Annotated in this window: 19 protein-coding genes; 1 reads left to right on the top strand and 18 read right to left on the bottom strand. The window is 35.0% G+C overall.

What is annotated here, in order from left to right:
• Nucleotides 1-20: 20 nt before the first annotated feature.
• From NQ508_RS04705 to NQ508_RS04630, 16 genes are all read right to left on the bottom strand, one after another.
• Nucleotides 21-1,037 (bottom strand): acyltransferase family protein, encoded by a 1,017-nt coding sequence (locus tag NQ508_RS04705; RefSeq protein ID WP_006428598.1) that lies wholly within the window; start codon nt 1,035-1,037, stop codon nt 21-23.
• Between the two features lie 20 nt (nt 1,038-1,057).
• Nucleotides 1,058-2,398 carry an adenylyltransferase/cytidyltransferase family protein gene (locus tag NQ508_RS04700; protein WP_006428599.1) on the bottom strand — a complete coding sequence of 447 codons (1,341 nt, stop codon included), beginning with the start codon at nt 2,396-2,398 and terminating at the stop codon, nt 1,058-1,060.
• Nucleotides 2,399-2,421: 23 nt separating this feature from the next.
• Nucleotides 2,422-3,495, bottom strand: coding sequence for a pyridoxal-phosphate-dependent aminotransferase family protein (locus NQ508_RS04695; RefSeq protein WP_006428600.1), 1,074 nt, complete (start codon nt 3,493-3,495; stop codon nt 2,422-2,424).
• Complete coding sequence (locus tag NQ508_RS04690) at nt 3,488-4,369, bottom strand: LicD family protein (RefSeq protein WP_006428601.1); 882 nt, start codon at nt 4,367-4,369, stop codon at nt 3,488-3,490. The genes NQ508_RS04695 and NQ508_RS04690 overlap by 8 nt, the downstream gene beginning before the upstream one ends.
• 2 nt (nt 4,370-4,371) lie before the next feature.
• Nucleotides 4,372-5,223 (bottom strand): LicD family protein, encoded by an 852-nt coding sequence (locus NQ508_RS04685; RefSeq protein ID WP_006428602.1) that lies wholly within the window; start codon nt 5,221-5,223, stop codon nt 4,372-4,374.
• 116 nt (nt 5,224-5,339) lie between these two features.
• Nucleotides 5,340-6,389 carry a glycosyltransferase gene (locus NQ508_RS04680; protein ID WP_044920511.1) on the bottom strand — a complete coding sequence of 350 codons (1,050 nt, stop codon included), beginning with the start codon at nt 6,387-6,389 and terminating at the stop codon, nt 5,340-5,342.
• 10 nt (nt 6,390-6,399) lie between these two features.
• Entirely contained in the window at nt 6,400-7,290 is an 891-nt protein-coding gene (locus NQ508_RS04675; protein WP_006428604.1) for a glycosyltransferase family 2 protein, read from the bottom strand.
• A gap of 3 nt (nt 7,291-7,293) precedes the next feature.
• Complete coding sequence (locus NQ508_RS04670; RefSeq protein WP_006428605.1) at nt 7,294-8,352, bottom strand: glycosyltransferase; 1,059 nt, start codon at nt 8,350-8,352, stop codon at nt 7,294-7,296.
• The gene (locus NQ508_RS04665; RefSeq protein WP_006428606.1) at nt 8,352-9,440 is read right to left on the bottom strand and encodes an NAD-dependent epimerase/dehydratase family protein; all 1,089 of its coding nucleotides are present in this window, start codon (nt 9,438-9,440) and stop codon (nt 8,352-8,354) included. Before NQ508_RS04665 ends, NQ508_RS04670 begins: the two co-directional genes overlap by 1 nt.
• Nucleotides 9,441-9,466: 26 nt before the next feature.
• Nucleotides 9,467-10,933, bottom strand: a complete 1,467-nt coding sequence (locus tag NQ508_RS04660; RefSeq protein WP_006428607.1) for a flippase — start codon at nt 10,931-10,933, stop codon at nt 9,467-9,469.
• A gap of 40 nt (nt 10,934-10,973) precedes the next feature.
• Nucleotides 10,974-11,693: an IspD/TarI family cytidylyltransferase gene (locus NQ508_RS04655; protein ID WP_006428608.1), complete on the bottom strand. Its 720-nt coding sequence runs from the start codon at nt 11,691-11,693 to the stop codon at nt 10,974-10,976.
• Between the two features lie 256 nt (nt 11,694-11,949).
• The gene (locus NQ508_RS04650) at nt 11,950-12,075 is read right to left on the bottom strand and encodes a hypothetical protein (RefSeq protein WP_006428609.1); all 126 of its coding nucleotides are present in this window, start codon (nt 12,073-12,075) and stop codon (nt 11,950-11,952) included.
• Nucleotides 12,076-12,135: 60 nt separating this feature from the next.
• Nucleotides 12,136-13,215, bottom strand: coding sequence for an alpha-L-rhamnosidase C-terminal domain-containing protein (locus tag NQ508_RS04645; RefSeq protein ID WP_006428610.1), 1,080 nt, complete (start codon nt 13,213-13,215; stop codon nt 12,136-12,138).
• A 147-nt stretch (nt 13,216-13,362) separates the two neighbouring features.
• Nucleotides 13,363-13,746, bottom strand: a complete 384-nt coding sequence (tnpA, locus tag NQ508_RS04640) for an IS200/IS605 family transposase (RefSeq protein ID WP_044920514.1) — start codon at nt 13,744-13,746, stop codon at nt 13,363-13,365.
• A gap of 183 nt (nt 13,747-13,929) precedes the next feature.
• Nucleotides 13,930-15,063, bottom strand: coding sequence for a family 78 glycoside hydrolase catalytic domain (locus NQ508_RS04635; protein ID WP_006428612.1), 1,134 nt, complete (start codon nt 15,061-15,063; stop codon nt 13,930-13,932).
• A complete protein-coding gene (locus NQ508_RS04630; protein ID WP_006428613.1) occupies nt 15,033-15,494 on the bottom strand; it encodes a glycoside hydrolase family 78 protein in 462 nt (153 codons plus the stop codon). Before NQ508_RS04630 ends, NQ508_RS04635 begins: the two co-directional genes overlap by 31 nt.
• A 308-nt stretch (nt 15,495-15,802) precedes the next feature.
• Between NQ508_RS04630 and NQ508_RS04625 the strand changes: the two genes are divergently transcribed.
• The gene (locus tag NQ508_RS04625; RefSeq protein ID WP_044920521.1) at nt 15,803-17,284 is read left to right on the top strand and encodes a nucleotide sugar dehydrogenase; all 1,482 of its coding nucleotides are present in this window, start codon (nt 15,803-15,805) and stop codon (nt 17,282-17,284) included.
• A 61-nt stretch (nt 17,285-17,345) separates the two neighbouring features.
• Here the strand turns inward: NQ508_RS04625 and NQ508_RS04620 are convergent, their stop codons facing one another.
• Together NQ508_RS04620 and NQ508_RS04615 are read right to left on the bottom strand one after the other, a co-directional pair.
• Nucleotides 17,346-19,775, bottom strand: a complete 2,430-nt coding sequence (locus NQ508_RS04620; RefSeq protein WP_006428615.1) for a L,D-transpeptidase family protein — start codon at nt 19,773-19,775, stop codon at nt 17,346-17,348.
• A 28-nt stretch (nt 19,776-19,803) separates the two neighbouring features.
• Nucleotides 19,804-22,341: a glucosaminidase domain-containing protein gene (locus tag NQ508_RS04615; RefSeq protein ID WP_049940543.1), complete on the bottom strand. Its 2,538-nt coding sequence runs from the start codon at nt 22,339-22,341 to the stop codon at nt 19,804-19,806.
• Nucleotides 22,342-22,407 lie beyond the last annotated feature (66 nt).

Raw genomic sequence — 22,407 nt, 5'->3', positions numbered from 1 at the left:
TCCTTTTGTTTTTCCTAATATCATTTTTTGAACAAAATATAATTTATCTTAGATAATATCCAATTATACAATTTCAAAAAAGTTGGAATTGCACATACCCAAATAAGTATTATACAATAAATCATCATTGTTATCAAATTTATCCAATTGTTTTTTGAAAATCCAAATATCTTATTTAATATCAGGTAACCATGTGGCGCTAAAAAAGTAGATCCCGCATACACTAAAATAGATGCTTCCCCAATATGCGTAAACACATTCCTTTTTCTACTTGTTATAGATATAACTGCATACCCCATTAATAGTGCTATTATATAAAATATTATTCTATAACCAATTCCAAAAATATCACTGAAACCTGCTGTCTGATATGATGATCTCACGCTATGTATGCTATACGGCAATTTTACCGCCGGTATAATACATAACCCTAATATTAAAATTGAAAATATCTTTTTACTATTTCTTATACGTAATAACAATTTTTCATCACAGAGTACTCCTGCAACAAAAAATGGTAATAATGCAAAAACTGCACCATATCCCATGTGAAATTCTTGCATCTTAGTAACACTTACCAACAAGCCTAATGCAACAGATATAATAAAAGGATGACGTAAGTTCATAAATTCTTTTGCCGTTAATTTCCACACAAAAACAGCTAACAAATAATAAAAAGCTGAGGAAGGAACCAGTAACGATCCATTAAACACACCACTATTAAAGTTAGCTAATCCCATATGGATCATCAATTTCCCCATTATTACATATAACGATTGCAATAATATATACGGAATCAAACATTTTTCAATTGCAAAGTTCCTTGCCTTTTCCGTATTTTTAGTAAAATAGCCTGTAATAAAAGCAAATAAAGGCATATGAAACAAATAAATATATTTCATCAAATACATATTAACATTCCATACATCTTTATATACATCTAAAGTATGCCCTAACGCTACTAAAAACAAAAGTATTGCTTTTATATTGTCCATCTGACTGTCTCTAACAGAAACAGTCACCTTTTTTTCTTCCATATATATCCTGCTTTCTTCTCTTACTTTATTCTAAATACTTCTCCATCCATAAATTTCTCCATAATCTTACCTATTGCACATGAAATTGTTTTTTCAACATTTGTCAATGAAGTTCCTAATTCTATAGCACGCACAAAAGCAACCAGTTCATATCTGATTCCTTCTCCATCAAGTTGGAAGAAATACCTTCTATTATTTTCTGGTTGTTCAAATCTGACTTCAAAATATTCCGTTTTCCACCAAGGTGCCGGAACATAAATATATCCCTTAGTTCCAGAAATCACAAGTTCTCCCTCCGATTTCACACCTTGTCCTACTTTTATCGATGCAACTGCTCCTTTATATCTAAAATCTATTTTCGAAAAAGAATCATAATGATATTCCTCTGACTCTATACAAGTTAAAATTTGTTTACTTTCATATTCTGTTCCAAACACCTGGAAAACTGGTAACATTGCTGTAGGTCCCCAAGCTGAAATACTATTCCATGCATATTTTGCTTTTCGAGGATCCTTTTGATCAAACTCTTTTATACTTGTACATGTTGCATCAATACACTTCGGTTTCCCTATCACTCCTGTTTTTACTAACAGAAGCATTCTATGATAAGCCGTAGAATATGCCGTCTTTATAGCATCCATCAAAATGCATTTATTAGACTTGGCTAAGTCAAACAATTCCTGACACTGTACTTCTGATAATGCGATTGGTGATTCACATAAAACATGCTTTTTCATCTTCAGAGCCAGCTTTATATCTTCATAATGATGAGCTGGACTTGTAATAAGGTATATTGCATCTGATTTTTGTAATAAGTCTTCATATTTTTCAAAGACAGGTATTCCTTCCAGAATATTTTTTAATGCATCTTTTTCTTCCGAAAAGGCCCCTGAAATCACAAGTCCATTTACAAATGTACTTTCTTTTGCTATTTTTTTTAGAATCGTCGATTCACCAACCAATCCTAATCTTAAGCTTCTTTTTTCCTGACGTAATTCGCTGCTTGATACACCTTTAGTACGTTCCAGATATACAACTTTACAATATTCTCCCAAATAGTCAAATTTACCTACCCAATCATCTCCAACGGTAAATATGTCAACATTATATTTTTGAATATCATCAATTTTCTGTCCTTCATACTCTTCAATAATAATTTCATCAGCTAATCCTGTATTTCGTACAGCCTCTACTCGCTCCATTAATGACTGCTGTACATTTATTTTACCGCGATTTTTATCAAAATCATCTGCTGTTACTCCAACTATCAAGTAATCCCCCAACGCCTTTGCACGTTCCAGCAATCTAATATGTCCATAATGTAACAAATCATATGTTCCATATGTAATTACTTTTTTCATTCAAAACCCCTCCACAAATGATTTTATATCATTTTTCTCTCTTGCATATCTTTTAACGCAGCTATAAGTTTATCATTATCTTCAATTGATAACTCTCCAATATGTCCGACTCTGAAAATTTTATCTTTTAACTCTCCTCCATTTGGACATACCCATATGCCATATTCATCTTTAAGAGTTAGAAAGATATCATTAGCCGACGCCGTCAAAGGGTGTAAAGGCGTGACCGCATTAGACATACTATCCGAAACAATTTCAAACGGCAAATCTTTTATTTTCTTTCTAAAATCTTCCGCCAATGCCGCTATCTTTTCTGTTTCTTTTTCTACCCCTCCATTTGATTCTATTTTCTTTAATCGAGCATTAATTTGTCTTAAGATTCCAACTGCCGGTGTAAAAGGAGTCTGTCCTCTTTCTCCATTTTTCAATGCTGATTTCAAATTCAAATACATACATTTCGGATGATTCTTCTCCACTCTTGAAATAGCATTTTTAGACAATACAATAATCGAAACCCCCGGCGGGCATGCTAAAGCCTTTTGTGAACCTGTAATCATCACATCCACATTCCACGATTGCATATTAAACTCATCTGCTAAAAATGAACTGATTGCATCAACGATCAAAAACATTTTGTTTTTCCTGCAAAAATCACTAATCATTTTCATATCATAATGAACACCTGTAGATGTTTCATGAACATTCACAACAAATGCAGAATATCCTTTTCCATTATACAATTCCAGAGTATCTTTTTGTAACGCTTTTCCTGTTTCTAATTTAATCTGCGAATATGGAATTTCATACATTTCACATAAATCAACAAATCTCTGCCCGAAACTTCCACCATTAACAATTAGCACTTTATCTTCAACCGTCAATGTATTCATGATCACTGCTTCCATTGATGCAGTTCCCGATCCTGTAATAAACACTGTTCGTGCATCGTCATCCGCTTTAGCAAATTTTAACATCAATCGTTCATTTTCAAACATAATATCTGAAAACTCTGATGTTCTAAAATATGGTACTTGCTCATATCCGATTTTTCTTACTTCTTCACTCGATTGAACCGGGCCAACTGTAAAATTAATCATTCTCTTTCATCTCCTTAAAAAACTCTAATTCATATGGATAATGATTTTTCCGTTTTTCTTCTGGCGGTAGTTGCATATAATCTCCATACATTCCTGTTAAATTGTTATGAAGATTATATGGAAAGTTTAATTCAACATCTTCAAACGGTAATTTTCTTAATGGATAAATATCCTTCACCGCATACAAATTCATGTATGGAGTCGTGTCACAAAAGAAATCCAGATTTTTTGTTTTTGTATAATGATTGCTTCTTGTTTCCGCTTCATACGCCTTTTTATATATCCAAGTTTTTGGGACATGTAATATACTTAATACCAAATGAGCCAATCCACAAATTGCATGTATAATTTTTGCTTTCCATCCCGAAAATCCCAGCATCGGAAACGGAATACTACGCAATATTAAAATTTTACTCCAAAACCAGGCGTCTCGTGCTTGTCTTCTGGCCTCTTTAGGATTATCACTTACTTTATCTAATGGGTATAAATCTAAAAAGATTCCTAATGGTGCATCTATATTTTTTAAAGCCTCTTCTTTAAATTTCGTTCCCCGCATCGTCATTCTGGTCGTCATAAGTGGATAATTCGGATATCTTTCCGCATTCATAATCAAATACTTATCACCCATCTCTTTTTCAACTAACGGCAACAATTTTTCAAAATCATCTCTGGGCATTGCAACATCAATGTCATCATCCCAAGGAATAAATCCATGATGGCGTAATGCTCCAATCCCAGTGCCTGCAATACCAAAATAATCCAATCCGTGTCGATCGCAAATATCCATAAAATCTTTTAATATTTCCAATTCAACTTCTTGAATTCTTTTTAATGTAAAATCATCATATTCTTTGAATTGTTTCTTCTTTTTCATATCTATTCTCCAAAGTCTAATTCTACCGGACAATGATTAGTTCTTTTTTCAACCGGTGGAACCTCCATATAATTTCCCATATGTTTTCTTAACTGCTCATCATAGTTCTTAACCAAGCGAATTTCCGTATCTTCAAATGGCACTTTAATCGTAGGATATGATTTGCTTTTACTGATATCCATAATTGACGCTCCTGGATCAAAAAGACAAGTATACTTATCCGTCTGATTTTTATACATCGTTGCATACATCATAAATCTTCTAAATAGAATTTCATCACTCTTTGGGAACAATTTTAAAAAGATTCGTAAAAATCCGCAGATTATATTTTTGACTTTCTGTACTGCCTCTTTTCCCTTAAGCAATTTAAAATGATTAACGTTTCTTACAATATATAAGATTTTGTACCGTTGACATTTTTTTATAATCAACTCTGCTTTCTTCTTATCTTCTGGAAGATTATCATATATAAATATATCCATCAAAATGCCTGGTTTGTAATTTCCTGCATACGCATTCTCATTAACAAAAACAGTATTTTTCAGCATTAATGTTGGTTGCAGATTGTAATATTTATGTTCCAAATCTGGTCCCCATAAATCATATTTTTCACAAAATTGCTTATTTTTTTTCATTACTTTTACAAAACGCTCATAATCTTTTCGCAATAACGCGACATCAATATCATCATCCCAAGGAATAAATCCCTGATGCCTGACGGCTCCAATCGCTGTTCCCGATATTGCAAAATATTCTATATTATTATCATCGCATAATTTCATAAAATCCTTAAGCATTAATAATTCTACGCTATGTAATTTTTCTAAAACTTGTGGCTCATATTCTCCGTACATAATTTTTACACTTTCTAATATTTGTTATAATACTATTATTTCAATTTGATATTCGCATTATAATGCATCCTGTCATTTAACACAAGTTTTTGCAGCTTATCTCAAATGGCAAGTAACTATTTTTTTATTCTTTCATTTATTTTCCACAATATTATATATATTTCTACCCAATTCCATTTCAGCAGTTTTTTCTGAAGTACTTGAGTCCACAGCAAACCATTACTAATTGGATTTTTCAATACTGTACATATCGGTTCTTGTCGAATCATTTTTCTAATTCTTATTGTCTTGTTTCTAAATGATTCATTATTTTTTTCATGCACAAAATCTGTATTCATACATATTCCAATAGTATTCATAACGCCTTTCGTAAATACTTCATAAAATATTTCTGGTTTATGATTTTCAAGAATAAATTTATATTGTTTGTTTAATACTTTTAAAAATATTTTGTATGCATCTTTACGATATCTTCTAGAAACAGAATTTTCATCATATCTATAATAGTATAATTGTCGATTATAATATGATATATCATCAGCTTTTTCAAATAAGTTCAAGTAAAAAATAATATCTTGTGATCTTAATAATTCCGGTTCAAATTTAACACCGGATTTTTCCAAGAAATTCCTATTAATTAATTTGCACCATGTTCCCCCCATCATATTAATAGGCGGTTGAAACGAAAAGCTTGGATGTGTTCTCAACATTGTTTTTAGTTCTGCTTCTTCTTTCATTTTTTCGTCAAATTTCTTTATATCCTTATCAAAAAATTGATTCTTTTTAACTGTCTTTTCACTTTGAACTGAATAATTTGTAAAAATCAATATTTCCGAACTATTCTCTACTGCTTTTCTTAATATTTCTTCACACATGGTATTTTCACACCAATCATCTGCATCTACAAACGTTATCCATTCGCCTTCTGCAATATCAAGTCCATTATTTCTAGCTACTGCAACCCCTTGATTTTTTTGATGCAAAACCTTTACCCTATTATCAACGCCAGCATATTCATCACATATTTTTCCTGCTTGATTTGTTGAACCATCATCAATTAATATTACTTCTATTTCTTTCATTGTTTGATTCAGCAAACTATCCACGCATTTTTTTAGATATTCTTTTTTCGTATTATACACCGGTACTATTATTGATATTTTCATATTATACTTCCTATCGTTCTTTACTCTTATCACATTTTTCATATATTTCCATTAAAGCAGTTAATGATTTTATATATTCAGTTCGTATAAAAATCATTTTTTTTCTTGCTTTTTTTATACACGCATTTGTCGAAGCATCTTCCAAATGATACACCTTTATTTCTGGTGTATAAACCATCTTTTTCCTATCATATTGCATATGCTTATACAACAGTTCTTCTTCCCAATATAAAAATGTACTTTCATCCAATCCATCATATTCTTTAATATAGTTATTCGAAAACACCCAAAAACAACCGTGTAATTTTACATCTTCTGCTCTGTTTATAAAATCTTTTTTTATATTTCGTCTTGTATTCTTAGAAAATATTATATTTTTTATCCGAACAATTTTATATAAAATCTCTGCATATCCCAATTCATATCTTCTTAAATCTTTTTTATAAAACTCAATACGTTTTTTTACATCTTCAACATTTTTGAATTCTGACTTTTGTGGATTGATATCGCAACGTCCATCTCCAGTCATAATCATCGGTCCTAATACATCAAATCTGCTTTTACTGTATTCCATTTCTAACTTATGCATCAATTTTTTTTCAATTAGATAAACATCATTATTCATTAGAACAATATATTTGGGATTCCAACATTTCTTTGCATATCTAAATCCAAGGTTATTTCCTCTGGCAAATCCAAGATTAGTTCTAGCTTTAATAATCTTTATGTCTATATCCTGTCCATATTCTTTTATAAGCATATCTCCACTATTATCCGGCGAAGCATTATCAACTACTATTATCTTATACTTTTCTGTATCAACATTCTTTCTTATATAATCTATACTAATTTTTGTTTCCTCGATTGCCATATAATGCAACATAACAAAAACTATATCCATATATTATTCTCCTTTATTTTTAGCTCGTAATTTCATTTCAATCTTTGCATCCAAAAAAAGCAAATGATTCATATGTAATTTCAAAAGTATTAATCTTATTTTTGTCAATGAAAACTTCATATCAGCTACATTCAGTTTCTTTATTGACTCTGAATACGGACTACTTTTTAACATATTTTCAAATTCTTTTAAAGGCTTTTTTACCGTACTATTTTCATGAAGATAATACTTACGAATTAACCACCATGCCAAATACGCCGTTCTAATATTATAAGTATCTTTATATTTTTTATTACTTTGTATCAAAGGTTCTATTTCATAATACTTCTTCAAAATTCTAGTAGTATTTTCTTCATGCTCTTTATAAAATTTGTGGCTTACAGATAAAGAATGTTGTCTATAATGATATAATGGTTTATTTATATAGAGTATTGAATTAATTTTAGTAAAATATTGATAATTAAAAAGTTTATCTTCTCCTTGTTTAAATTCCGAATCAAAACGTACATTCCATTGTTGAATAATCTTCTTTTGATATAAATGACAAAATGGATAATTTATAGTTGTAATATTTTTTTCGTCATTATAAATTGATATTGTCCTCAACAGTCGGAGCCTTATCTCCTCAATTTCTATTTTCGAATCCGTGTAGAATGTCTCTTTATAATTTTGAGCGACTTTTTCGACATTTGAATAGTTCATATACATATTCCAAACAACCAGATCCGTTTTTTTCTCTTTTATCTGTCCCATTACCTCTGAAAAAATATTTTTTTCCAACCAATCGTCAACATCCACAAACGCAATCCATTCCCCTGTCGCCTGATCAATTCCAGTATTTCTCGCCACTGAAACTCCTTGATTTTTTTGATGAATCACTTGAATTCTCTCATCTTTATCAGCATATCCATCACACACTTCACCTGATGAATTAGTCGACCCATCATCTACAAGTATAACTTCAATATTTTTATAATCTTGTCCTATTATACTATCAACACATTCTGTTAAATATTTTTTTTCAGCATTATATATCGGTACTATAACACTTATTTTCTCCATTACGACTCTCCCATCACTATATCTGCAATCATTCTTTCATACATTTCCGGGAGATCAACCTCCGGCTTCCATCCCAATGCACGCATTTTTTCTCCATCTAATTTCATCTTTACTGAAGGAGCATATCCATATTTTAAAGCCGACTCTGGAATATCAAATACTACATTGATTTCTTTATTTGCAATTTTCTCTGCAACCATAGCTGCCATTTTCCGGATTTGCATATGTGTATTCTCATTTACAATATTATACGCCTCACCCGATTCACCCGTATATCCCAAGAGTAACAGCGCTTTTATCGTATCTCTTGTATAGCAATAATTTCCTTCTGAAGTTCCTTCTGTATGTAATACAATATCTTTTTTTTCTATTGCACTTTTAGCGAATTGAACATACACTCTATTATCACTCTCAAGAATTCCTGCTCCAAATGTCTGTGCTAATCTTGCTATTTTAACTGGTATTTTATATTCTGAAGCATATGCATTACACAAACACTCACATATTCTCTTTCCTTCTGGATAACAGCTTCTTACATTCGTCAAATCTACATATCCAAGATCCTTCTCTTTGATATATGTTGCTTTTTCAGGTCTTCCGTATACTTCCATCGATGACACATATACTACCCCTTCAACTGCTTTTTCTCTTGCCAGCTCTAATATATTATGTGTGCCTTGATAAGATGTTTCTATCGTCATAACCGGATGTTCAACCATCTGCTTTGATGCAGTAATACTTGCTGTATGAAAAATATAATTAATGTTTTTTTCTGTTTCTATTGGCTCTACAATATCACCAATATACAATTCCAATTCTTTTCTTTTCAGCAAATCTCCATACAACATTTCTGCCTTTTTTTCGTTTCGAACAGCTGCAATAATATTGATTTCAAGTCCTCTCAAACGGTTTACACACAAAAAAGTTTTTACCAAACCGGAGCCCACAAGTCCTGTTGCTCCTGTTATAAAAACTGTTTTTCGATTATATTTTTCAAAGTCAATGTTACTTTTCGCTATTAATTCCAAGTCTTCTTGTTGCTTAGAATTTTCTTTACATTCTAGCATTTTCTCAATATTCTTTATCATTTATTGTCCTCCATTAATTAAGTGCCTTATTTTCGTATGATTTTTTTTATTATTGTTCCAAACTTTTTCAAATATTCTCTAATATATTTATCGCCTATAATCAACAATATCATTGCATAAAGTACAACACACACGCTCATTGTTCCTCCCAAACAAAGAACACTGCTTTCAAGCAACCTGTTCATTATCATTCTGACAAAAACAAACAAAATACTTATCGCCCCATAAATCCAAATCCTATCATAAAGTTTCCTGGTATCCAACACTTCTTTTGCATATTTACTTAATACACAAAACACTATAATTTCTGAAAGCAATGTTGCAACTGATGCTCCGGTTACTCCCGCAATTGGTATTAAAATTGCATTTGCAAATAAATTAAAAATTGCTCCACTGGCCGTAGAAATTAATACTTCTTTATCCATTTTATGTGGTGTGCATACTTGATATGCCAAAACTCTATTTATAGCACTTACCACAACTTTTGCCGATAAAATCTTAGCAGCTAACGATCCCACCAAAAATTCTTTACCACTAAATAATAATATTAAAATATCACTGGTACATATCATTCCTATTGCAGCTGGCATAGATATCATAAGTAAAATATCCATAGAAGTCTTCATTAACTTTTTATACTGCTCTTGCAGTCCATTTCCTATATAGTAAGCTACTCTCGGAAGTATTGTTGATGATACAGTTCCTATCAACGTACTAACCACACTATTTATTTTAACAGCCGCTGTATATACCCCGACTGCAGAATCGCCTTTCAACGCACCTAACATCGTTGTATCCATCGTCATATATATACTAGATGCCAAGCTGGTTCCAAAAATCAAAAAAATAGGCTTTAAATGCTTACGAAATTCTAACTTACTCCCTCTATTCCGCCAATCCACAAATTTTCTGGAATGCCATAAATTCATAACTGCCGAACCACCTGAAGAAATAACTGTAAGTGCTGCATACCAACAATAATCTTTTTCACTTTTCACTAATAAAAACAGTAATATCAAGGATATAAATTGGAAAGCAATCGCTCTTATAGTAATGTAACTATACTCTTCCTTAATAATAAAAAGCCATTCCATTCCTATCGTAGTAAATACAATTCCCGCACTACAAATAACCAACAATATCTTATAATTATTTAAGATCGGCAAACTCAAGAATACAATCAATAGCAGGTACGAAATAACTGTTGTACACAAATTAATTGACAATATTTCTCTGGCAAATTTATTAAATTTTTCTCTATCTTCACGGATCCTTGCTCCTTCTCTAATTGCATATGTGCTAATCCCCAAAGATGCAATTAATGAAAAATATGAAATGATAGAGCTTGCGTAATTCACCTTTCCTATTCCCGATGCTCCCAATATTCTGGATGCATAAGGAAAAGTTATAAGCGGAAACAAGACACTCATAAGTGTCTTGATTCCATTTACTATTAGATTGAACGATATTGATTTTTGTTTTTTTGAAGCCATTCAATTAATTCTCCTGATTAAAAATTCTTTACTTAACAAATTAAAGTCCCAATATTTGGGAATTTTCTTCCGCTTCTACAATTGCTCTAAATGTATAATAATCAGAAGGAGTCGTTATCTTAATATTTTCAGGTTTTCCTTCAACTGGATACAGCGCATATCCCGCCTGCTTCATCAACGTAGCCGAATCTATGATATCATTAATCCCTGCTTTTTTCATCTTATCATGTTCAGCTAATATCTCTTTATATTTAAAACTTTGCGGAGCTCGAACTACTCTGCAATTTTTTCTATCAACACTCTGAACAATCTCATTTGCTTCATTTACCAACATTACCGTCTCTATTGCTGGTACTACTGTAATCCCTGTTCCTTTTTTTTCTGCCATCCTAATATTATTAGTAATTAACTCTTCATCTATCAGTGGTCTTACTCCATCATGTATTAAGACTATAGAATCATCAGCTATCTGACCTCTCATAGCATTTAATCCATTATATATAGATTCCTGGCCCGTTGCTCCCCCAGGAGAAATCCACCTAACTTTTTTTATTTGATATTTATCCAACAATTTTTTTAAATAATCAATCCAACCTTCAATGCATACCACTGATATTCCATCTATTTCCGGATGATTTTCAAAATGTTCTAATGTATATATTATAATTTCTTTACCATGTAAAGTCAAAAACTGTTTCGGACGTGTCTTACTATTCATTCTTGTTCCCGTTCCGCCAGCAAAAATCACAGCATAATTCATTGATATTTCTCCTTTTTTTATTTTTATTGCATAAATAAAACTCAGACTTCAATTGTATGAAACCTGAGTTTTAAATTGCATGAGTACATTTTGCTTTTTACTTTCTTGGCAAGAGGTACATACCTTTTATCTTACTTATTGTATTTTGATATTTTATATTCCATCCCTCTATCTTCATTATTATATCAGACTTTTATTCAATTACAAGCTTTTTTTGTATTTGCTTTCTTCAACATTCTTTTGCGAATCAACTTACTTATTCTTCTCTCAAATTTTCTTCGCTCTTTTCCTCTATCTCATCATCTCCTTTTTCATTATCCTCTCCGGTTATTTCTTCCAGATCTTTATTATCACTACTATCCGGATTTTCTTTCTCTATCACATCGTCATTTTCCGGTTCCTGCGTAATCTCTTCATTCGACTGTTCCTCATCGATTACCGTCTACTCTGTATTCAATGTTTGTTCCTTACTGTAGTAAGCATTTCTTCCTCTGTCAATGTTTTCTCCTTTCGGAACAACTTTTATCTCGATTGCTTCTAGTCTTTTCGCCATTCCGGAACTTCCGGCAAGTTCGCCATTCTTTGCCCAGCCAAGCCAGCCTTTACTATTGACATGAACAGAATATTTTACATTTCCATCTATCTGATTCAGTCTCATCTGAATCTTATGCAACGGCTGAGACTTTCCTGTTGTTCCGCCATCGGTTTCATAAGCACTCCAGTCTTTTCCACAACTTCTGTATACAATATTTTGGCATTCTTTTAATTCGGAATTATCTATCGCAGACTGCCCCCCTGTAATTAGATAACTACCTCCATAAAGTGTTGTCTCCAAATATCCTTCTGTATTGTAAGCAACTTCTGTTTCCGTCCCATTTATCCTTAATGTCTGTCCTTCTGTTCCCGGAATTATAATCTTCATTTTCATATTGGAAGGAATCTTCATTTGAAGTGTAATGGTTCCGTCCTCTTCAATCTTATAGTCTGCACTTATTTTGCCTTTTGTAGTTGGTACACTCACCGAAGCGGATTCCACTCCTCCGGGTTGTAATTTTATCTCTGCTTCATTCCATCCCGGTTCTGTCGGTTTGATTCCGAACAATCCCTGTATCAGCCATGTGCCCGGGGCACTTCCCCACGCATGGCTGTATGACATATTAGACTTTATGGTACTGTCCCAAGCTTCTGTCGTCAGTGTTGCTCCGGTATTATACATCATATTCGCCCATGTACGGCTTCCAGTGTAATCACTTGGATTACTCATGATCTGCCGTGCAAGAACTCCCTGATTACTGTTGTAGAGTCCCTGTAATAAGAAGAAGGTTCCATACATACTCATTTTATTGATTCCTTCATTCTTTAACGAATCAGCCATCTTCACCGCCATCTTCTGATTTTCATATACCTGATTGGCCAGTGCGAATGCTGTTGCATGCTGTGCATAATGTTCTATTCTCGCGCCTGCTTTCGTCAGACCATCCGCGAATCTTCCTGTTCCCGAATTGTACACTTTCTGAGTCATGAACCACCAGTTCAACTGGTGGTTTGATTCTGCCCCTATAAGGGGCCTATGCCTGCAACGCCTGGAAGCCGGATGCCTCAAGCACATATACCGGCTGGCCTCTAAAAGAGGCTATCTTCTAGTATCTTCTCTTTTCGATTCTTCTTTTTATTGCTGAATGTATTCTTTTACCGCATCTTCTGTGATATTGCCTACTGTTGCAACATAATACCCTCTGGCCCAAAAGGCTTTTGACCATCCATTTACACTTTCCGGATATTTGTCGTGTATCATTAATGCACTTTTTCCTTTAATGTAACCTACCACATCTGACACTTTTTCACTTGGTGGAATACTTAAACATAGATGTACGTGATCTGCACATACTGCACCTTCTACTATTTCTATATTCCGGTAATCGCACAGTTTTTTTATTATTTTTCTTACATCTGCTTGTAATCTTCCGTACATGATTCGTTTTCTATACTTTGGTATAAACACTATATGATACTGGCATTTGTACCTTGTATGTGATAAACTACTACTGTCCACGTTGGACCGCCTCCTATTCTCTTTAGTATTGGCTTGAGACACCTTTACTATTGTAGCATAGGAGGCTTTATTATACATTCTACAACGTCACTACTACACTATTCGCCCCAGCATAGCTGGGGGATTAGCTCTTTCATTTAAGAAATCAATATTCCCGGGATACAGATAATACTTCCATGCAGCCTATACTGTATAAAGCATATATTCTGAAGGCCATGTAGGATGATTCAACGCATATTCTACAGAATGTGCCGCCAGAGAATAATTTAAATTCATTGAAGTTGCTGTCATCATATTAATGAACGTATCACCTGCATAATTTTGGCTTTCTCTGCTCTGTGTATCTACATACATATCTTGGCTTGTATTTTCAATCGTTTTCTTCGCCAAATTATATTCGTCATTCAGAATTGAATTATTAGAAGAAAATTGTAATTCTTGATTTTCTGTTTTCTGTCTTACCTGCCATCCTGTAATATTATTGATAGATAATTTTTCAGTGCAGCCGGTTATCTCCATATATCGGAATGCTTTCATATTAATTGTACTCATTTCCTGATAACCCGGAGTCAGATTCCATGTTTCCCTGTATATATTTCCCGTTCTCATCTCACTTTTTACACTACCATCAGGATTCAGTTCTTCTCCATATCCGACACTCCATTTCTGCGATGTAAGGCCCAATAATTGTACCGACACATTACCAATCATCTCGTTTCCGAAATCAATCACATATCTGCTCTCTGCTATTTTTTTTATTTCTGCCGGACTTTGTCTATATCGGTTAACAACACCGGATTTATATGGACACAGTTGATAATTTTTCATTTCACCGCTTGCACTCGGCTGCGTCCATTTTTCATCATTGTAAGCCTGCAAAAGCCATCCTTTTGGATATTTACTGCTGTTCAGATTTTCAGCGGTCTGTGTATAGTATTGTTTTGTACCTACATTCGTCGAATTATTTCCATATGCTTCATCTCCGTTCAGACTCGTCCATTCTTTTCTATCTGTTCCTGTATTGGCCATGATCTTTTTTGTTCCATCTTTGTAATAACATATAAGCTGCCCCAAAAATGCTCTCCTTTGTTCTGCATAGCATGCACAGCCAATCACATTTTGTCCGTTTGTCAGACTGTCCGTAATATCATAGACATTATAGTATAAGTTATTCCCGTCCAGTCTTGTCGGACCAACTCCTATCGACTCACCATTCACATATAAGTTATACACATATTGTCTGCTATATTCCGGCGAAGTTGCCGTTGTTGCAAACAAGACTTTTTCTACATTAGACAGATCAAGACTTTTTTCCATCTGAAAAAAGTAAAATCTCCGCCATTACTCCATATAGCCTGATTGGTATTCCAAGCATTTCCAATTTCTGTTGAAAAGCAATGTTCTTCCGACAGGTCACTGATATTTCCCTGATTATCTTTCACCTGTACTTTCCAGTAATACAATTGATTTTCCGAAAATTTGTACCCTACAGTTACATTCGTATTTTCTTCAGATTTCACCCAGCCTGAATCATAGATATAATTTTGATTTTCTAATTCATTTCTGGTATTTGCAAATACAACATGGTACTCTGTCTGATTCACATTATTAAGTCCTGTCTGGATTTCCCACGAAAACCGTATATTACTTAAAGGTTGTCCAAATGCCTCCGTCAAACCATTGACCTTAAGATTATCAACACAGATATTGTCTGCTGCATAAGCCTTGTATTTTGTACTTATTAGCATGATCGCAATTATACACACAAAGAATAACCATCTTTTTATACTTTTTTCATAATACTATTCCTTTCGGTCCCCGTTTTTTATCCTACACTAATATTACACCATCTCAAATTTATATAAAAGAGATAAAATTATTTTTACAATGCCATTGGTCTTCTCCTTGATTGTTATTTTCAATAACATTAATTTCTATTTTTTCACTAAAACATTGTGATTTTCTTACGTTCATGATACAATATTTATGTCATTTCAATTCAAACGTTGTTTTAAATAACATTTAGTATTCATTATAAATGAAAGGATATCAAATCATGAAAAAACTATCACAATCACTTCTCGCAAATCTTGTAACAAATCGTCGAAAAGAAAAACACATGACCCAGCAGGATCTTGCAGATATCACAGGGATCAACCGTTCTATGATCTCACGTTTGGAAAAAGAAGATTTTATTCCTTCTATTCCTCAATTAGAGCAATTAGGAGAAACGCTTGATTTTGAACCCCAGACATTATTTGTTGATGCCGGCAATACCAAGCTTCCTTCTCCTTCACCTTTAAATATCGCGGTAGCCGGAACCGGATATGTCGGATTATCCATCGCGACATTACTTGCACAGCATAATCACGTAACTGCTGTAGATATCATTCCTGAAAAAGTAGAATTGATCAACAACAGAAAATCCCCTATTCAGGATGATTATATCGAGAAATACCTTGCCGAAAAGGATCTTGACCTGACTGCTACTCTTGATGGTGAATCCGCCTATAAAGATGCTGATTTCGTCGTCATTGCTGCTCCAACCAATTATGACAGTAACAAAAATTATTTTGACACTTCTGCAGTAGAAGCAGTCATCGAACTTGTATTAAAGGTAAATCCGAATGCGATCATGGTCATCAAATCAACGATCCCTGTGGGCTATACCGAATCTGTCCGCAAAAAATATAACACAGCTAATATTATCTTCAGTCCAGAATTTTTAAGAGAATCAAAAGCTTTATATGACAACCTTTATCCAAGCAGGATCATCGTATCTACCGATTCTTCCGATGAACGACTGGTGAAGGCTTCTCATACATTCGCAGCACTTCTTCAGGAAGGGGCTCTTAAAGAGCAGATTGATACATTGTTCATGGGATTTACGGAAGCCGAAGCCGTAAAGCTCTTTGCTAATACTTACCTTGCATTACGTGTTTCTTATTTCAACGAATTGGATACTTATGCAGAAATGAAAGAACTCAATACCAAAGATATTATAAGCGGTGTATGTCTCGATCCGAGAATCGGAACGCATTACAACAATCCATCTTTTGGTTATGGAGGATACTGTCTTCCAAAAGATACCAAACAATTGCTGGCCAATTACGATAATGTACCTCAGAATATGATGTCCGCAATTGTCGAAAGCAACCGTACAAGAAAAGATTTTATTGCTGATCGTGTTCTCAATCTCGCCGGATATTATGATTATAACAATCATGGTGATTATTCTGCTGCCCAGGAAAAAGAATGTACTATAGGAGTTTACCGTCTTACGATGAAGAGCAATTCCGACAACTTCCGTCAGAGCAGTATTCAGGGCGTCATGAAACGAATCAAAGCAAAAGGAGCTACTGTCATCGTTTACGAACCAACCCTGGAAGATGGAACCACATTTTTTGGAAGCAAAGTAGTCAATAATTTAGAGCAGTTCAAAAAACTTTCTCAGGCTATTATTGCCAACAGATATAATCCGGTTCTTGACGATGTTAAGGACAAAGTATATACCCGTGATCTTTTCCAACGAGATTAATCCGAATTTCACAAAAAGATTTGTGTATAACAAAGGCAGGTCAAATGACCTGCCTTTATTGCTAATATACTACAACTTTTGTTCCTCGCGGAATATTATCATATATCCATTTTGCATTATTAATGTTTAATCGAACACATCCGTGTGATGCATTGATTCCAAGTCTTCCATCTGTAATTACAGACATACTTCCTTGTTTATACAGTACGGAGTGGAACAGGTAATTTCCATAGAACTGTGTATAATACCAGCATGTATATCCAGATCCAAATGATTTTCCTTTTCCCTGTACAGTAAATGTTCCTTTCACTGTCGGAGTTGATTTTGCTCCTGTAGTACAAACCCACTTTTTCACTTCATTCCATTTACCGACTGAACCGCTATAAATTCCTACTCTGTTGGCTGTCGTATCTACCAGAATGAGATACCGTGTGTTACTTGCATACGCCAATGCTTTCAGATGCATCTGGTCTTTAACTGCTATTGTCGCAGTCTTTTTCTTTTCTGTATAATAATTAGCATTTTTCCCCGGAGCTGCTGCATCTTTTGATACAAGGCGAATCTGTAATCCTTCCATTCTGTATCCGATTTTTGATGTTCCTGCTGCCTGGCCATTTTTTGCCCAGCCAAGCCAGCCATATCCCTGTACATGTGCACGATAATATATGTCGTAATATTTGGCAAGATTACCGGTAAGTCTGATTTTCACAGCTTCCATTCCATTTGTTCCTGTAGATGCCCCGTTGGTTGTACCTGCATCAGACCAGTCCTTCCAGCCCTCTTTTGCAATATGTGTCGCATATTGAATCGTTCCTGATGGTGCAAGTTTATTTGACTGATCCAGATATAATGTAAGGCTCTGAAGCTGTTGTTTTTTTCCGATTGTCCCTACTGTATTTCCTTGCGATACATTGCCTGTCGCTCCTACACCTTTGATATATCCATTATAATAGAAGTTACCACTCTTATATCCTTCCACATATTTTACACCACTTGTATTCGGAGCCGTTTCTGCATCTTTTTTCACAAGGCATATTTTCAATGCCTCGATCTTCTTACTAAGATCAATTGTTCCTGTTACTCTTCCTGCAGATTCGTAATTACACCAGCCAATCTTTGCCAGATGTACACTGTAATACACTTCATAATACTTTGCGATCTCACCAGTCAGCTTCACTCTGATTGCTTCAATTCTCTTACTCTGACCGCTTGTTCCTGCAAGTTCACCATTCTTTTTCCAGCTTTGCCATCCAATTCCCTGTACATATGCCTGATATTCTACATTTCCTGTATAGTCAGAATCCGGAAGTGTAATCTTTATTGCCTCAATTCTTTTTCCCTGTCCGGTTGTCCCTGCAATCTGATTATCACTTACTTTTTTCTGCCATCCAATAGACTGTACATGGGTCTGATACTGAATTCTTGGTACCTGATAAGCTTTCTTCGTACTTCCTGGTGCACTTTCACCTTTTTTCACTAATTTGATCTCAATTGCTTCTAAACGTTTTCCATAAGTACTGCTTCCGGCCTTTTCTCCGTTCTTTGCCCAGTCAAGCCAGCCAAAGCTCTGTATATGCGTACGATAGTACACGTCATATTTTTTTGCTATAGCACCTTCCAGACGAACAGATACTGCTTCTACTCTCTTTCCCTGTCCGGTTGTCCCTGCAAGTGCTCCGTTTTCTACTTCTTTCTGCCAGCCATATGACTGTACATGAGTTTTATATATAATTTTACTGTCTTTTTGATCTTCTTCTGATAATCCGGCAAGCTTAATCTTTAACGCCTCAATAGAAAGCGCCTTTCCTTCCGTTCCTGCCAGTGCGCCATCTTCTACTTTTTTCTGCCAGCCGATTTTTGCTACATGAGCCTGATATACCACCTTCACTGTTTCCTCCGGTACTATATCCGTCTTTACTATGTATGAATTTGCTGTGTCTAAATCGACATTTGTACTTTTCTCTGTCAGCTGAACCTGAATGGCCTTTATGCCACAATCATATCCTTTAGTTCCGGATGGGGAATCATTTTCGGCCCAGCCAAGCCACTGTCCTTCACTCTGATCATCAGTTTGAACATATGCGCGATAGTAAATATTATACTTTTCAGCCAGTTCTTCTGTTAATTTTATCTTGAACGCAGCTATCTTCTGTTCGCTGTCAAATCCAGTCTCCTGGCCGGCCGTTACATACTCGTTCCAATTTCCCTCTGAATCTGCTACCGAATATGTGATTCCATTCAAATTTTCCTCTGTTACAGAATCCAAAACATCTAATTTTAATTTGGATATTTCAGCATCTTTATTCTCTGGCTCACCCACATATTCTCCATTGTCTGCTTCCTGCCACTCAGAAGCCCCTGACATTAATACCGAATATTTTAATACAGGCTGTGATTCTGCCTGTGTTTCGTCAGCATATGCCCTGGCCGGCATAACTAATGTAACAATCATTGCCACAATTGCAGTCAGTGATATTATTTTCTTATACATGATCCTGCCTCCTTTTCATAATATGACTTTATTTGATCACATGCGTTTTTTGAGTATTACCTGGTGCCGCCGCACCTTTTTTTACCAGAACAACCTGTATACATTCTAATCGTTTTGCACATCCTGTTGTTCCTGCTATCTCTCCATTTTTTGCCCAGTCGAGCCAGCCATATGTTTCCGCATGTACACGATAATATACGTCATACATTTGAGCCATTTTTCCTGTAAGTTCAATTCTTATGGCTTCCATTCTTTTTGCAGCACCAACCGTACCTGCTACTGCATTATTCGTTTTCCAGCCTTGCCAGCCACTACTTTGAACATGTGCCTGATACTTAATTCCACCTGAGTATTTCTGATCTGTCAATTTCATTCCGAAAGCTTCCATACGTTTTGCTTCGCCTGTCGTCCCGGCATAACCACCTCCATATACACTTTCTTTCCAGCCATCTGTTTGCACATGTGCCGAGTACTGTGTTAATGGTTGTACATATGCCTGTACTGTACTGCCAGGTGCCGGACTTCCTTTTGAAACCAATTTTATCTGTATTGCCTCCATTCGTCTTGCACCATCTGTTGTACCCGCAATTTCTCCATTTTTTGCCCAGTCAAGCCAGCCATATGTCTGCGTATGTACACGATAGTAAATATCATAATGATTTGCTGCTTCACCCGTCAGACGGATACGTATTGCCTCCATGCGTTTTGCTTCGCCCGTCGTTCCACCGATCGCACCATCCGATACCCAGTTTTTCCAGCCATTTGACTGCACATGTGTACTGTATTGTACCGAACCGGTATCACCAATATTAGAAAGCTGAATCTTTATCGCTTCTAATCGTTTTGCTTCACCTGTTGTTCCAGATATTTCACCATTGGCTTTAGCCGCCTGCCAGCCATCTGACTGTACATGTGTGCTGTAAATTACTCCTGTTTCCTTAGTGTCTGGTACTGTGTTTCCTCCATTTGATCCAGAGGTACCTGTATTAATCTTTTTAATATATTGCTTACTTGCATAAGCATACATAGAAGATGAATTATATTTTCCGGAAGTACTTTCAATTCCTTCTCTGTTCGCTTTTAACACCGGATCGCTCTGCACTTTATAAAAATCTCCAGATTCTCCCAATATCAGGAATGCATAATTGGAGGACGTTCCCGTATTATACAGACTTGTAGCAGAAGTACTTGCTTCTTTTCGTACATTTAATGTTGTATGTGCTGTTGATACAACATCCTTAATACCTATCGAATATTTATTTTGATCTTTCTTTCCTCCCTCACTGTCCATCTTCCATGCAAGAGCGGCGATTTTTTCACCCCAATAAGGATCTGATGCGTAGCTTACATTAATACCACTCGCTTTATCTCCTAAAAAGCCTCCGTGATAATAAGCCCATCCGGCTCTTAAATATTGTTTTGACATATAAGTTTCTGCAAAATCTTTTATGCATACATCCACACTTGAAAATGTATTCGCACTCTGGCCAGGCGATGTATCGACTGCATTCAGTCCAAACAAATTATTTTTTTGCTTTGCAATACTGCTTGTTCCCCAAGCACTTTCCAACGCACCTACACCTGTCATGAGCAATGCATTTACTCCATATGAATTTTGATTATTTACAAATGCCGCCCCTTTATTATACATTTTTGAGCTGCTCTGAGCATGTTTATTAATAATTGTAGAAAGTTCATTTGCAGAATACGATGACTTTCCACGCAGCGGAAGATATTGATAATAATTATAATACGGGTTATTGGGGTTAATAGAATTTTTTCTTGTGTTACTCTTGTAATCAGATAACATTGTCACGTAATTAGTATAAAAATAATGTCCGTCATAGCTGTAATATGTGGTCCCCGTCTTCATATAAGACTGTTGTGGTCCCACATTAACTGATCCGCCATAACCCGGTGTCGTCATATCCATACAGATTCTATGGATAATAGAAGAACCATCTGCATAATAGTTGCTATAACTTTTTGCTGAATTCAAATTAACAACCTGAACTTTGGACTGGTCTACTAATCCTACAACACCACTTTGCATAAATTTCACTTTTCCGTTTTCAGTGCCCAGATATGCTGCATCAGCTCCCGCTCCACCATAGCAGTAACCTGCGGCGTTCGTACTGTATTCTTTGTATTCTGTAGTATTATTTCCAACCGAAGCACCTGCTGCATTCGCCCGGAAATTTACAATATAGGTTGCCGCAGCTCTTGCCTTATTAGATAAATCTTCTTTTACTACTCCATCCGTTTCTTCTTCAACATCGAATACATTTCCGTTTCCATCTACACTTACAACGGTTCTTTCACCTGTGGTATTTTCGGGTGTATCAGGATTCTCTGTTAATTCACTTTGTTCCTGTGTTCCATCTATTTCCTGGTTTATTTCCTGATCAGCTTCGTCATTCATCTGTTGCTGGTTCTGATCCGTCTGACTACTTTCCATCGATTGTCCTTCTTCAGTAGCCGCATCATTGGCTGCAGATACACTTATTCCGGAAAGTATCATACTCATAATACATATGCAGGCAATGAATCTTTTTTTACTTTTCAAATTTTCTTCCTCCCTTTCTTCATTTTTCCTAATTATAACACAGTTCCATAACAAGCGAAATCCTTT

Source organism: Dorea longicatena, assembly GCF_025150085.1.
In the GTDB taxonomy this organism is placed as follows: domain Bacteria; phylum Bacillota; class Clostridia; order Lachnospirales; family Lachnospiraceae; genus Dorea_A; species Dorea_A longicatena.
This window is presented reverse-complemented; position numbering and strand designations above follow the sequence as displayed.

Excerpts from the sequence above, each read along its gene's own strand:
- NQ508_RS04705 (WP_006428598.1), bottom strand. The coding sequence starts at position 1,037 with ATGGAAGAAAAAAAGGTGACTGTTTCTGTTAGAGACAGTCAGATGGAC.
- NQ508_RS04700 (WP_006428599.1), bottom strand. The coding sequence starts at position 2,398 with ATGAAAAAAGTAATTACATATGGAACATATGATTTGTTACATTATGGA.
- NQ508_RS04695 (WP_006428600.1), bottom strand. The coding sequence starts at position 3,495 with ATGATTAATTTTACAGTTGGCCCGGTTCAATCGAGTGAAGAAGTAAGA.
- NQ508_RS04690 (WP_006428601.1), bottom strand. The coding sequence starts at position 4,369 with ATGAAAAAGAAGAAACAATTCAAAGAATATGATGATTTTACATTAAAA.
- NQ508_RS04685 (WP_006428602.1), bottom strand. The coding sequence starts at position 5,223 with ATGTACGGAGAATATGAGCCACAAGTTTTAGAAAAATTACATAGCGTA.
- NQ508_RS04680 (WP_044920511.1), bottom strand. The coding sequence starts at position 6,389 with ATGAAAATATCAATAATAGTACCGGTGTATAATACGAAAAAAGAATAT.
- NQ508_RS04675 (WP_006428604.1), bottom strand. The coding sequence starts at position 7,290 with ATGGATATAGTTTTTGTTATGTTGCATTATATGGCAATCGAGGAAACA.
- NQ508_RS04670 (WP_006428605.1), bottom strand. The coding sequence starts at position 8,352 with ATGGAGAAAATAAGTGTTATAGTACCGATATATAATGCTGAAAAAAAA.
- NQ508_RS04665 (WP_006428606.1), bottom strand. The coding sequence starts at position 9,440 with ATGATAAAGAATATTGAGAAAATGCTAGAATGTAAAGAAAATTCTAAG.
- NQ508_RS04660 (WP_006428607.1), bottom strand. The coding sequence starts at position 10,933 with ATGGCTTCAAAAAAACAAAAATCAATATCGTTCAATCTAATAGTAAAT.
- NQ508_RS04655 (WP_006428608.1), bottom strand. The coding sequence starts at position 11,693 with ATGAATTATGCTGTGATTTTTGCTGGCGGAACGGGAACAAGAATGAAT.
- NQ508_RS04645 (WP_006428610.1), bottom strand. The coding sequence starts at position 13,215 with ATGACTCAGAAAGTGTACAATTCGGGAACAGGAAGATTCGCGGATGGT.
- NQ508_RS04635 (WP_006428612.1), bottom strand. The coding sequence starts at position 15,063 with ATGGAAAAAAGTCTTGATCTGTCTAATGTAGAAAAAGTCTTGTTTGCA.
- NQ508_RS04630 (WP_006428613.1), bottom strand. The coding sequence starts at position 15,494 with ATGCTAATAAGTACAAAATACAAGGCTTATGCAGCAGACAATATCTGT.
- NQ508_RS04625 (WP_044920521.1), top strand. The coding sequence starts at position 15,803 with ATGAAAAAACTATCACAATCACTTCTCGCAAATCTTGTAACAAATCGT.
- NQ508_RS04620 (WP_006428615.1), bottom strand. The coding sequence starts at position 19,775 with ATGTATAAGAAAATAATATCACTGACTGCAATTGTGGCAATGATTGTT.